The 12,421-nt window shown below is 70.0% G+C and carries 10 protein-coding genes; 8 read left to right on the top strand and 2 right to left on the bottom strand.

Going from position 1 to position 12,421, the window contains the following annotated elements:
* Positions 1-8 precede the first annotated feature (8 nt).
* Both MYSTI_RS25780 and lptE read left to right on the top strand, forming a co-directional pair.
* Positions 9-611, top strand: a complete 603-nt coding sequence (locus MYSTI_RS25780) for a hypothetical protein (protein ID WP_015350739.1) — start codon at positions 9-11, stop codon at positions 609-611.
* Between the two features lie 31 nt (positions 612-642).
* A complete protein-coding gene (lptE, locus tag MYSTI_RS25775; protein ID WP_044281372.1) occupies positions 643-1,164 on the top strand; it encodes an LPS assembly lipoprotein LptE in 522 nt (173 codons plus the stop codon).
* Between the two features lie 73 nt (positions 1,165-1,237).
* Here the strand turns inward: lptE and rpsT are convergent, their stop codons facing one another.
* A complete protein-coding gene (gene rpsT, locus MYSTI_RS25770) occupies positions 1,238-1,510 on the bottom strand; it encodes a 30S ribosomal protein S20 (protein ID WP_015350737.1) in 273 nt (90 codons plus the stop codon).
* Positions 1,511-1,650: 140 nt separating this feature from the next.
* Positions 1,651-2,829, bottom strand: coding sequence for a nucleoside triphosphate pyrophosphohydrolase (gene mazG, locus MYSTI_RS25765; RefSeq protein ID WP_044900626.1), 1,179 nt, complete (start codon positions 2,827-2,829; stop codon positions 1,651-1,653).
* A 154-nt stretch (positions 2,830-2,983) separates the two neighbouring features.
* On the opposite strand from mazG, the gene MYSTI_RS25760 reads away from it, so the two are divergent.
* The 6 genes from MYSTI_RS25760 (at position 2,984) to MYSTI_RS25735 (ending at position 12,401) form a co-directional block, all read left to right on the top strand.
* Complete coding sequence (locus MYSTI_RS25760; RefSeq protein ID WP_015350735.1) at positions 2,984-5,170, top strand: hypothetical protein; 2,187 nt, start codon at positions 2,984-2,986, stop codon at positions 5,168-5,170.
* Between the two features lie 5 nt (positions 5,171-5,175).
* A complete protein-coding gene (locus MYSTI_RS25755; protein WP_015350734.1) occupies positions 5,176-6,297 on the top strand; it encodes a DUF4388 domain-containing protein in 1,122 nt (373 codons plus the stop codon).
* Positions 6,298-6,378: 81 nt separating this feature from the next.
* A complete protein-coding gene (locus tag MYSTI_RS25750) occupies positions 6,379-7,467 on the top strand; it encodes a PhoH family protein (RefSeq protein ID WP_015350733.1) in 1,089 nt (362 codons plus the stop codon).
* Positions 7,468-7,602: 135 nt separating this feature from the next.
* On the top strand, positions 7,603-10,095 hold the full coding sequence (locus MYSTI_RS25745) for an HD family phosphohydrolase (protein ID WP_015350732.1): 2,493 nt from the start codon (positions 7,603-7,605) through the stop codon (positions 10,093-10,095).
* 22 nt (positions 10,096-10,117) lie between these two features.
* Positions 10,118-10,975 carry an rRNA maturation RNase YbeY gene (gene ybeY, locus MYSTI_RS25740; protein WP_015350731.1) on the top strand — a complete coding sequence of 286 codons (858 nt, stop codon included), beginning with the start codon at positions 10,118-10,120 and terminating at the stop codon, positions 10,973-10,975.
* Positions 10,976-11,075: 100 nt separating this feature from the next.
* A complete protein-coding gene (locus MYSTI_RS25735) occupies positions 11,076-12,401 on the top strand; it encodes an Lnb N-terminal periplasmic domain-containing protein (RefSeq protein WP_015350730.1) in 1,326 nt (441 codons plus the stop codon).
* Positions 12,402-12,421 lie beyond the last annotated feature (20 nt).

Here is a 12,421-nt window from a genome sequence, read left to right as displayed (position 1 = left end):
GGACCCGGGTGCCCACCGAGGTCCTCGTCATGTGCCCCGCGTGTGGCCACCCCCAACCGGCGGGTGGCCCCCGGTGTGGTGTCTGCGGCGCCTCGCTGCCAGAGGCGCCCGTGCCCCCCGCGCCGCCCTCGGGGCCCTTCGTCTCGGTGGACCTGGGCGCGGGGCACTCCCTCGTGGGGGAGCACGGGCGGCTCACCTACCGCATCGCCCCGGGGCTTCCGCCCAGTGTCGTGGAGCTCGCGCAGCTCCGCGCGCTGACGCTGGAGTCGCGTCCCTTCTTCGAGGCGCTGCTGCTGACGGCCTTCGGGGTGCTGGGCGTGGTGGACTCCACCCTCGCGCTCAAGGTCGTCGCCTTCGCGCTCGCGGGGCTGGGCGTGCTGCTGGCCGTGGTGTGCCAGGTGCGCGCCCTGGTGCTCGAGATGGACTCGAGCGCGAGTGTTCGCTGGTCGCTGGGGCTGGCCCGGCGAGGCTCGGAGCGGGACGCGAAGCTCCTGGGGGCCTGGCGGGCGCTGGCCCAGGCGCTGCGGGCGCGGAACGTCGTGGTGCGGGACGCGGACGGAGCGGCATCGCTCCCTCCGCCGTCGGAGCCCCCCGACGGGCCTCGCGCTTGACGGAGGGGCGCGGCCGGGTAGGGTGCCGCGCATGTTGCTTCCCTTCAGGTCCGCTTCACGGCGTCTCCGTCTGGCCGTGCTGCTGGGCGGCGGGACGTGTCTGGCGCTCTCCTCGGGGTGTGGTTATCGCCTGACGCCTCGGGGCGAGGGGCTGCCCGGCGGCGCGAAGACGGTGTGCGCCCCCATCTTCACCAATGAAACGCCGGAGCCCGCGCTGGAGACGCTCTTCACGCGCTACCTGCGCCAGGAGCTGACGCGGGTGGGGAAGCTCGGCGCCGGCACGTCCTGCGACGCGAAGGTGGAGGGGACGGTGCTGCAGGTGTGGAGCTCGCCGACCATCGTCGGGCGCTTCTTCCGCGTCCATGCGCAGGTGCGGCTGCGCTGGGTGAAGGAAGGGCAACAGCCCCAGGAGACGGTCGTCTTCGGCACCGAGGACTATCTGCCGGGAAGTGGCGACGTCCTCGAGGCGGAAGCGAATCGTCAGGCCGCCATGGACCGGCTGGCAGCGGTGTTGATGCGCGACGGATTTGATCGGCTGGCCAACGCCTGGTGAGGAGGCGTTGGCCTCCTCCCAGCGAGCCTGCTTCTGAGCCTGCGAGGGGACTTCGAGAAGTCCCCTGGGTGCATCAGGCCTGACGCGCGCTCTTGGCGGCGGCCTTGGCGAGGCGCGAGATGCGGCGCGAAGCGGTGCGCTTGTGCAGCACGCCCTTGGAGGCGGCCTTGTTCAGCGCCTTGGAGGCCGCCTTGACCGCGTCCGTCTTCTTGGCGGTGTCCTTGGTGCCAATGGCCTCACGGGCGGACTTCACCGCGGTCTTCACCTCGGTGCGGACGGTGACGTTCCGGGCGCGGCGCTTCTCGGACTGACGGTAACGCTTCTCTGCGGACTTGGTGTTGGCCAAGAGAAATCTCCAAGCAAAAGGCAGGCTAAAAAGAGGGGGCCGTCCTTACTGCGACGCCTCGAAGGCGTCAAGGCGGGCGTGCGCATCCAGCCGGGTTTTCTGGACTCGGGCTGCGATCAGCGGGCTGCGCGGGGGCAAAATCATCGGGCGATGGAGGTGTATTCCCACATCAGGCCGGCTGGATCACGGAAAGTCAGGCTTCCCGCGGCGGAATCCACGACGGAGCCAGGGTGGGCTTGCTCCATCACCTGCCGCAGCCGGATCACCGCCAGGGCGGAAGGGGCCTCCAGCGTGAAGGTGGTCCCCGAGGCGGGGTGCTCCGCGCGGTGGAACACCAGGCGCACCGGGCCGCTGTCGTACCGGGCCGTGTCGGGCTCCGACCGGGCGGGGCTCCAGCCCAGGGTGGTGGCCACCGAGTCCCAGAAGGTGCGCTGGGCCTCGAGGTTGGAGACGCCCAGCCGCAGGGTGGAGAGGGGGGCGCGAGGCAGCGACCTGGGCGGGGGCAGGGACTTCTCCTGGGCCTTGGCGGCCTGCCAGTGCCGCTCCATGTGCTCCAGGGTGGCACCTCCGAAGGGGACGCCCTCGTCGTGGAGGGCGGACTCGATGTGCTGGAAGCGCGTGGTGAAGCGGCGGATGGCCATGCGCAGCGCGTCCTCGGCGGGGGTCTTCACGAAGCGCGCGAGGTTGGCGAGCGAGAACAGGACGTCGCCCAGCTCGTGCTCGATGGCGTCGCGCTCCCCGGTGGCGATGGCGGCGTCCAGCTCGGCCAGCTCCTCGGCCAGCTTTCCGCGCACACCCGCGAGGTCCGGCCAGTCGAAGCCGATGCGGCTGGCTTTCTCCGTGAGCCGTTCGGCGCGCAGCAGGGCGGGGGCGGCCGTGGGGACTCCGTCGAGGACCGAGCCCTCCTTGCCCGTCTTGCGCTTGCGCTCCTCGGCCTTGAGCTTGGCCCAGTTGGCCAGCACCTGCTCGGCGCCATCCAACCGCACCTGCTGCTCGCCGAAGACGTGCGGGTGGCGGCTGGTGATCTTGTCGCTGATGGCCTTGCTGACGTCGGCCATGGTGAACTCACCCAGCTCCGAGGCGAGCTGGGCGTGGAACACGATCTGGAAGAGCAGGTCGCCCAGCTCCTCGCAGAGCGGGTGCCAGGGGCCTCCCTGGGCCACCCGGTCCATCTCATCCAGGACCTCGAAGGCCTCCTCGACGAGGTAGGGCCGCAGGGAGCGCAGGTCCTGCTCCCGGTCCCAGGGGCAGCCGCCCTCGGCGCGCAGCCTCTGCATGATGCCCACCAGACGTTCCAGCTCCGCCCCAGGGGTCCCCATTTCGTTCACTGCTCCCTCCGTGTGGGGGTGCTCCCCCGGCGTGAGTTCCTCTAACACGCGCCCCCCCAGCCGCATCCGGGAAAGGCGGGAGTGGACCCGGGAGGTGTCGTTCCTTTCGTGCCTGGGCCCGGGTCGCCTATCATCCAGGGCCTGGATGATCCGCCTCCCGCTTGCCGCCTTGCTCCTCTGGGGCTTCCTACTCCTGACTCCGGCGTTGGCATCCGCGCAGCTCGAAGCGCCCACCCGCCTCCAGGAGGTGGATCCCGGTCCGCTCGAGCCCGACCTCCAGGAAGAGCCCCTGGACACCCAGGAGGCGGATGACGCCGGTGCGCCCGATGACGAGGAGTTCGAGCGCGACGAGGTGCCCCGCAAGTCCGCGCGTGGGGCGAAGGCCAGGGAGGAGACCCCGTCGGCGCAGGCGCGCCCGACAGGAGGTGCCCAGCCGGCTCCAGCGGGGGCCGCTGCTCCCGTCGTCGTTCCGCCCCGGCCCGTGTTGAGCCCCGTGCTGGTGCCGCGCATGACGGATGCCGAGGTGCTTCAGGTCTGGGACCGGTGGCGCAAGGCTCGAGCGACGAATGACGGGGTGTCGGCGGAGAAGGCGCAGCGGGAGCTGGCGACGCTGAGGCAGGAGCTGCTGGCGGCGGACCTGGAGCCCATCAGCGTCGGCTTCGTGCGCGAGGCGGGCGTGCGCGGACGGGCAGGGGACATGACTGGCGCCCTCCAACTGGCGGAGCTGGCGGTGGAGCTGTCGCCCAGGCTGCCCCAGGCTCGCTTCGAGCTGGCGGAGCTCTACGCGCTGTCCGCGCCCGAGAAGGTGGGCCGGGTCTTCGCGCAGCTTCGCGCGGCCTTCGTGTCCATGGCGTTGGATCCTCGCTACCGGGGGCCGGCGCTGGCGGACCTGGGCTCGCTCTTGCTCCTGGCGTGGTCGGCGACGGCGGTGGCCCTGGTGGGGCTGCTGTTCGTGCGTCGGGTGCGCTACGCGCTGCATGACTTCCACCACCTGCTGCCGCGCGCGGTGGCCCGGTGGCAGTCGGGATTGTTGGGAGTGCTGCTGCTCGGCCTGGCGCTGACGCTGGGGATGGGGCTGTTGCCTCGGCTGCTCGTCCTGCTGGCCGTGGTGGTGCCCTACCTCACGCGGCGCGAGCGGGTGCTGTCGGCCGTCCTCCTCGCGGGGCTGGGGCTCGCGCCGCTGGCGGCCGGACAGCTCACGCGGGTGACGGCCTTCGCGGGGACTCCCGCCGAGGACGTCTTCGTGCTGGAGCGCGGTGGCTTGTCCGCGGAAGGGGCGATGGGCCGCGTCAAGGCCCGCCTCGAGTCGCGCGCGGCCACCTACGCGGAGCTGATGGCGCTGGGGTACTACGAGTCGCGGCGCGGGCTCCTCGAGGATGCGCGGACGCACTTCAAGGCGGCCGCGGCCCTGCGCAGCGGCGACGCGCGGCTGTTGACTCGCTTCGGCAACACGCTGGTGGGATTGGGCGACGTGGACGGAGCCGCGCAGCTCTACGTCCAGGCGTCCCAGGCGGACCCGCGGATGGCCGCGCCGCACTACAACCTCGCGCAGATCTACCGGCGCAAGGCGAAGACGCTCCCGGATGAGGAAGTGGGCAAGGAGCTGGACCGCGCGGCCGCGGCCACGGCCTCCGCGCAGGCGCTGGATGGCTCGCTGCTGCTGCGCGAGCCGCCCCCGGATGACCGGCTGCTGCTGAACCTGCTGATGTTGTCGCCGCAGGTTCCGGAGTCGGAGTGGCTGTCGCTCGCGGATGGGCGCGTGGCGGGCCAGCGGGTGGAGGCGCAGCTTGGACGCTGGCTGTTGCCGGGGGTGACGCCGGGCGGCCCGGTGGCCTGGGCGCTCCCCGCGGTGGTGGCGGTGCTGCTGGGCCTCTGGGGCATGCTGGCGGAGAAGCTGAAGGCGGCGAACGGGTGTGAGCGGTGCGGCCGGCCCGTGTGCAGTCGGTGTGACCCGGAGCTCGTCAGCGGCGGAACCCAGTGTGGTCAGTGTGTGAACGTCTTCTCGCGGCGAGGACTGGTGCCGCAGAACCTCCGCCAGCGCAAGGCGGACCAGGTGGAGCGCCACCAGGCCTGGGCGGGGCGCGTGGCCTATGCCGTGGGGGCGGTGCTCTCGGGCGCGGGGCACGTCTTCTCGGGAGGCGCGGTGCGCGGTGCGCTCTACGCCTTCCTCTTCCTGTTCGCGCTGGCCGCGACGCTGCTGCACCACGGCCTGGTCCGAGCGCCGCATGGAGATGCGCCGCTGTACTTCAAGCTGGTGCCGGCGGTGGTGTTGCTGGTGGGCGTGCACCTGATGTCGCTGCGTGGCCTGCGTCGGCTGCGCCGAGGGGAGTAGAGACCATGTCCCTGAAAGGAACCCTCAAGGACTTCGGCATCGGCGACATCCTGCAGCTCATCGGGCAGCAGCAGAAGACGGGCTCGCTCCAACTGGACAACAAGGACCAGGAGGTGCGCATCGGCTTCCAGGACGGCCACATCATCAAGGTCGAGAGCGTCACCCGGAAGCGCAAGGACCTCATCGGCGCCATGCTCGTGCGCGCCGAGCTCATCACCGAGACGCAGCTGGAAGCGGCGCTGGAGACGCAGCGGCGCACCCTCAAGCGGCTGGGGGACGTGCTCGTCTCCAGCCAGGCGCTCACCGCGGACCGCTTCCAGTCGATGATGCAGCTGCAGGCGACGGAGACGCTCTACCGTCTCTTCACCTGGAAGGCCGGCACGTACGAGTTCATCCAGGGACCGGTGGAGCCCGAAGCGGAGGCCATCCATCCGCTGCGCGCCGAGACGGTGCTCATGGAAGGCTTCCGGATGGTGGATGAGTGGCCCGTCATCCGGAAGTCCATCCACCGCGACGACCTCGCCTTCGAGCGCCTCAAGGCGCTGCCTCCACCGCGCGAGGGCGAGGAGGGCGGAGAGCTGGGCTCCATCGGCGGCACCGAGCGCCGCGTCTACGACGAGATCGCGGTCGGTCGCGACCTGCGCAAGCTGGTGGATGTCTGCTGCCTGGGTGAGTTCGAGACCTGCAAGGCCCTGCACAACCTGGTTCGGGGCGAGTACGTGCGCGTCGTGCACCCCGAGGGGGCGCCGGCTCCCGCGCCGGGGGAGGAGCGGCTGGTCTCCCGCATGGGGGGCGTGGTGGGGCGGGTGGTGGCCACCATGGGAGTCCTCGCGGCGCTGGCGGTGGTGGTGTCCCGGGTGGCGCTCGCCGACCCGGAGCACACGCGAGCGGCCACCGCTTTCGCCGACGCCGCGGCGCAACGTCATGTTTCCGATGCCCAACGCGTCCGAATCGAGTCCGCCCTGGAAGTGTTCCTTCTGGAACGAGGGGAACTGCCGGAGCGTCTGGACGCCCTGGTCCAGGCTGGATTGTTGAGTTCAGACGAACTCAGATACCCGTGGCGGGAGGAATTCTACTACCGGCGGTTGCCCGCTCGGCGGTTCGTCCTCCTGCCTCCCCTGCGCTAGCCTTCACGCGAAGTCGTGTTTCGGAGGCAGGGGGGCGGCGTTACGTTGAAGACAGCGGTACCGACCGAGGAACGACACGCATTGCGAAACCCCGCCACGTTGGAAGCGCCCGCAGCCGTCACCGCCTCCGCCAAGGTGGACGTCCGTGACAATGAGACGGCCCTTGCGCTGTGCGGCAACCAGAACGAAAACCTCAAACTGATGGAGCGACGCCTCGGGGTCCGGGTGGGACAACGGGGGACGGAGTTCCACTTGTCCGGCCCCTCCGACGCGGTCGCCTTCGCGGTGCGTTTGCTGGAGAACCTGGAGGGGATGATTCGCGCGGGGCGTCCCGTCTACCGCGAGGACGTCGAGCAGGGCATCAAGGTGCTCGGCCGGGGCGCGGAGTCGCTCCAGGAAGTCATGCTGGGGCCGGTGCTGAAGAGCTCCGGCAACCGGCAGATTGCGCCGAAGAGCATCGCCCAGAAGCGCTACGTGGACTCCATCCGAGCCCACGACATCGTCTTCGGCATCGGTCCCGCGGGTACGGGCAAGACGTACCTGGCCATGGCCATGGCTGTTGCCTTCCTCCAGGAGCGCAAGGTCAAGCGCATCATCCTGGCGCGGCCCGCGGTGGAGGCGGGGGAGAAGCTGGGCTTCCTGCCCGGCGACTTGCAGGAGAAGGTGAACCCCTACCTGCGGCCGCTCTACGACGCGCTCCACGACATGATGGCCGCCGAGCGCGCGGCGCATCTGGTGGAGGAGGGCGTGGTGGAGGTCGCTCCGCTGGCCTTCATGCGTGGCCGGACGCTCAACGATGCCTTCGTCATCCTCGACGAGGCGCAGAACACCACCGTGGAGCAGATGAAGATGTTCCTGACGCGCCTGGGCTACAACAGCAAGGCCGTCATCACCGGCGACGTGACGCAGGTGGACCTCCCCACGGGGAAGCTGTCCGGCCTGTCCCATGCCCGCGCGGTGCTCAAGAACATCGAGGGCATCCACTTCTCGGAGTTCTCCGACCTGGACGTCGTCCGCCACCCGTTGGTGCAGGAAGTCATCCGCGCCTACGACAAGGCGGAGGTGGCCCAGAAGGAGGCCCAGGCCGCTCGCGAAGCCGCCTCGTCGGCCAGCGTGGCGGCACCTGAGTCCCGCGTGGCTCCGGTGCCCCCGGAGGCTGCTGTCGGCTGAGCCAGTCAACGTTGCACACGTATGCCCACCCGCCCTCACCCTGGCGGGCGGGCATACGTATTTCCGGCCCCGTGAATTTTCCGGCGCGCTGCGGCCTTGATGGAGCCACGGCCCCTATCTAGGGTGAGGACCTCCATGGACGAACCGGAACCGCAGTCCCCCGCGCCCAGTCCGTTGGACGCGCTCGCAGCACGCTTGGGTCTAGGAAACGGCGTCTGGGGGCGGCGTGCGGTCCAGGTGTTCCTTCTCCTGATGGTCTCGGTGGGGGCGGGGTTTGCCATCTCCCCCGGCCTCTACAGCCAGCAGATTCCCGCCTTGACGGGCGAGAACCTGGGCAAGCCCTTCCGCGCCAGCTCGCCCGCCGGCTTCAAGGCGGCTCGAGACTACGAGGTCGTCCACCGGTCCATGACGACCCAGCGGCGCCAGGATGCCCGGGCCGCCGTCAAACCCGTCTATGACTTGAACCCGGCCGTGGTGGGACATCTGCGCACCGTGGTGCGTGCGTCCTTCGCCACCATGCGTGAGCGGCTGATGGAGCTCGCCGACGCCAAGGCGGAGAGCGAGCCGGACGAGGGCCGGAAGTCCCGGCGCAACCCACCGCCCACTCCTGAACAGGTCGAGCGCGACCGCCGCGCCCGCGAGGAGATGCAGTCGGAGCTGCAGGAGCTGCTCTTCGGCCAGCGCGACGCGGGGCTGGAGGCGGAGGACTTCCAGGCGCTCTTCGCGAAGGGCTTCTCGGACGAGGTGGAGGTGGCCACCCTGGCGTTGCTGGAGCGGGCCTACCGCTCCGAGCAGGGCCCGGTGCACGTGGCGGGCTCCCGCGAGGAGCTGGCGCGTGAGGCCCCTCAGGGACTCACGGTCCGGGACGTGGTGAACAAGGGGGAGGAGACCCTCCCCAACGGCGCGCCCCAGGTGGTAGACGTGCGCGAGGCGCACCAGGAGATGGACCGCTTCGCCTCCATCCCGGGCAACCTCCTGCCGGATGCGCCGGGTGTGCAGCGCCGGGCCGTGCTTCGGCTGGCCAAGCGGCTGGTGCGGCCCAACCTCACCATCAACATCGCGGAGACGGATGCGCGCCGGAACCAGGCCGCGCAGGCAGTGAAGGACGCCGTCATCTCCATCAAGAAGGGGCAGCGCGTCATCGGCGATGGCGAGCTGGTGAACGAGGGCCACCTCGTCGTCCTGCAAGGGATGCGGGCGGAGACGGACGGGCTGGACCTGGTGCAGGTCCAGTTGGGCGGCACGGGGCTGGTGGCGCTGCTGGTCGTCTCCTCGTACTTCTTCTGCCTCACCGCGTTCCGGCGCTTCCGGCCCACGCGCAAGGACGGGCTGTTGCTGGGCATCTTGCTGGTGGGGATGCTGGCGCTGTTGCAGCTCTGGGTGTCCATCGCGGACGCCATCCAGGACCGCTATACGGCGCTGCCCATCGAGGCGCTGTACTACGTGTTCCCGGTGGCCGCGGGTGCGATGCTGGTGCGCTTCATCCTCACGCAGGAGCTGGCGCTCTTCTTCGCCGTGGTGTTCGCGAGCCTCGCGGGCGTGATGCTCGGCAACTCGCTGGCCTTCGGCATCTACACGCTCGTGGGCTCGCTGGTGGCGGCCGACCGCATCGTCAAGGCGAAGGACCGCGTGGGCATCTTCCGGGCGGGCCTCGTCACCGGCTCGGCCAACACGGTGGCGGTGCTCTTCCTGTTCCTGGTGGAGGGCAAGGGGCTCTCGTCGGACACGGCCATCACCGCGGTGAGCGCGTTCATCGGCTCCTCGCTCGCGGTGCCCGTCATGGTGATGGCGCTCACGCCGCTCATCGAGATGACGTTCGGCTACGCGTCCGACATCAAGCTGCTGGAGCTGGCGAACCTCAACCACCCCGCGCTCAAGGAACTCATCGTCCAGGCGCCGGGCACCTACCACCACTCCATCATCATCGGGACGCTGGTGGAGAACGCCGCCGAGACGATCAGCGCCAACCCGCTGCTCGCGCGTTCGTGCGCGTACTACCACGACATCGGAAAGGGCCGGAACCCGCTCTACTTCGGGGAGAACCAGAAGGGAGAGAACCGGCACGACGGGCTCGCGCCCGCGATGAGCGCCGTCATCATCAAGCGCCACGTGACGGAGGGGCTGGAGATGGCGCGGCAGTACCGGCTGCCGAAGCTGGTGGCGGATGCGATTCCCCAGCACCACGGCACGCGCACGGTGGGGTATTTCTACCACAAGGCCCTGAAGGAGCAGGAGGGCAAGGAAGGCGCGCCGCCCATCGACGAGAGCATCTACCGCTACCCGGGCCCCAAGCCGCAGTTCCGCGAGGCGGCGCTGGTCATGATCGCCGACGCGGTGGAGGCCTCCACGCGCTCGATGTCGGAGCCCACCACGTCCAAGCTCCAGGCCCAGGTGCAGAAGATCATCAACCTCATCTTCTCCGAGGGGCAGCTCGACGAGTGCGACCTGACGCTGAAGGACCTGAACCTCATCTCGCAGTCCTTCCTGCACACGCTGGAGGGCATCTATCACACGCGTCCCGTCTACCCGGCGGGCGCGGTGGGCGGTGGCAAGGTGCCGCCGCTGGTGGTGGCGGGAGGCAAGGCGATGGATGTGAAGGACAAGGCCCGTTCGGCGGGGGCTTCGTGAGTCGGACGCGAGGAGTGACGGCGTGAGACTGCGCAAGGGCAAGGTCATCCCCCGGGATGACGGCAAGCGCATCGAGGAGTTCGTGGGCGCGGCGACCACGGGCACGGATTCAGCGTCGGTGGCGCGGATGCTCGCGCCCCCCGGCTGGTCCGAGCCCGCGCAGCGGCCGGAGTTCGACGAGGTCGTGCTCGTCCTCAAGGGCGAGCTGACGCTGGTGGTGGAAGGCCGCCGGGAGCGCATCGCCGCGGGCGAGGTGGGCCTGGTGCCGCGCGGCAAGCGCGTCGTGTATCGCAACGACGGCAAGGGCGCGTGCGACTACTGGTCCATCTGCGCTCCCGCCTTCAAGCCGGAGCGCGCGCACATCGAGCCGCCCGCGCCGCGTGCGCAGGAGAACGTGGTGACGGTGCAGGTGGCGCACCCGCAGGGCAAGGAGTGGGGCCGGCAGCTGACGGCGTGGTCTCGCGACTACCTGCGGCGCCTGTCCCTGTCCGACTGCGAGCTGTCCCTGTCCGTGGTGGATGACCGGGCCATCCGCCGCCTCAACCGCACCTGGCGGGACAAGGACAAGGCGACCGACGTGCTGAGCTTCCCCGCGGGAGAGCTTCCCCGAGGGACTCCCGGCCCGCGTCCGCTGGGGGACGTCGTCATCTCGCTGGACACGGCGAAGCGGCAGGCGAAGGAGTACGGCCGCACGCTGGAGTCGGAGATGGCGCGTTATCTGGCGCACGGCCTGTTGCATCTGTTGGGTCATGACCACGAGCGCCCTCGCGACGCGAAGCGCATGGCCGCGCTGGAAGAAGAGCTCCTGGGCGAGCGAGGTATGGTGGCGGACTCTCTCCAGGTGGATGCGAAGGCCCGGAGGGCGAGAAGTCTGATGTAAGGGCCTCGCATGGCCCCCTGGCGGACATTCCGGCATCCTGCCGATTGAGTCGCGCGGCGTGCATGATAGGTAGTCCGCCTCCCGCGTGTTGGACATCGCCATGCTCCGCTTGTCGCTCATCGTCCTTTGCCTGCTCGGCTCATTGCTCGCGGTGCCCGCACGTGCGCAGACGAACGCCGTGCCGCCCTGGGGAACGGGCGAGAGTCAGGCCGAGGACCTTGTCGTCTCGCTGGTGACCTTCAGCCCGGGAGACGACGTGCCGTCCTGGTGGGGACACGGCTCGCTCGTGGTGGAGGACCGCCGGCTGGGCGTGGCCCGTGTCTACAACTACGGGATGTTCTCCTTCGACGACGCGATGCTGGCCCGCTTCGCGATGGGGCGCCTGGAGTTCTGGGTGGGGCAGGCCCGCGTGGACGGCACCTACCGCTACTACCGCGCCGAGGACCGCGACGTCCGCATCCAGGAGCTCAACCTCACCACGGAGCAGCGGCTCCAGGTCTCCAAGCGGCTGGCCGACAACGTCCTGCCGGAGAACCGCGAGTATCTGTATCACCACTACAACGACAACTGTGTCACGCGACTGCGCGACATGATTGATGTGGCCACCAGCGGCCAGCTCCGCGAGGCCGACCGGGCGCCGGGGCGGATGACGCTGCGCGAGCACACGCGGCGGTACACGGCGCCGAGTCCGCCCATGAGCGTGCTGCTCGACTTCATGATGAACGACGAAATCGACCACCCCATCACTCGCTGGGAGGAGGCCTTCCTCCCGGATGAGCTGGAGGCGCAGGTGGCGTCGCTCCAGGTGAAGGACGCGCAGGGACAGTCGAGACCCCTGGTGGCGCGGCAGTGGAACTACTACCTGTCTCCCGACCGCGCGCGCCCTCCCGCGGAGCCGCCGCCCTGGGGGCCGTGGATTCTCGCGCTGGGGCTGGCGCTGGGCGGAGGGGCTCTGGGCCTCGCGGCCTGGGCGCGACAGGGCAGCCGGCTCGCGCGCGTGTTCCTGGGGTTGGAGAACGCGCTCCTCGGGTTGGTGCTGGGGATTCCCGGCACGGCCCTCTTCGTCATGGGGTGGGTGACGGACCACACGGTGACGTACCGCAACGAGAACCTGTTCCTGGCCAACCCGCTGACGCTGATGGCGGTGCCCTGGGGCCTCTCGCTCATGCGGGGCAAGAACCCCAAGACGCGCGCGCGCCTGTTCAAGCTCTGGGGCGTGCTCGCGGCGCTCGGGGGCCTGGGCGTGGTGCTCAAGGTCCTGCCGCCCTTCGACCAGGACAACTGGCGGCTCATCGCGCTCATCCTCCCCATCTCCGTGGGCATGGCGGGAGCGTTCGGCCTGGACCGGATCCTGGCGCGCTTCACGGGCGCGGCCCGCGTGTCAGCGCCACGGGACGAGGCCGTGGTTTCGCTCAAGTCCCCCTGACGGCTCTTGGTTTCAACCCC

The sequence above is a fragment of the Myxococcus stipitatus DSM 14675 genome (assembly GCF_000331735.1).
GTDB classification, from domain to species: domain Bacteria; phylum Myxococcota; class Myxococcia; order Myxococcales; family Myxococcaceae; genus Myxococcus; species Myxococcus stipitatus.
The sequence above is the reverse complement of the archived record's forward strand: the minus strand, read 5'-3'. Positions and strand labels throughout refer to the sequence as shown.

What these genes read in the sequence shown, in the direction of transcription:
- MYSTI_RS25745 (WP_015350732.1), top strand. Translation starts at nt 7,603, where the DNA reads ATGGACGAACCGGAACCGCAGTCCCCCGCGCCCAGTCCGTTGGACGCG.
- MYSTI_RS25735 (WP_015350730.1), top strand. Translation starts at nt 11,076, where the DNA reads ATGCTCCGCTTGTCGCTCATCGTCCTTTGCCTGCTCGGCTCATTGCTC.
- mazG (WP_044900626.1), bottom strand. Translation starts at nt 2,829, where the DNA reads ATGGGGACCCCTGGGGCGGAGCTGGAACGTCTGGTGGGCATCATGCAG.
- MYSTI_RS25760 (WP_015350735.1), top strand. Translation starts at nt 2,984, where the DNA reads ATGATCCGCCTCCCGCTTGCCGCCTTGCTCCTCTGGGGCTTCCTACTC.
- lptE (WP_044281372.1), top strand. Translation starts at nt 643, where the DNA reads ATGTTGCTTCCCTTCAGGTCCGCTTCACGGCGTCTCCGTCTGGCCGTG.
- MYSTI_RS25755 (WP_015350734.1), top strand. Translation starts at nt 5,176, where the DNA reads ATGTCCCTGAAAGGAACCCTCAAGGACTTCGGCATCGGCGACATCCTG.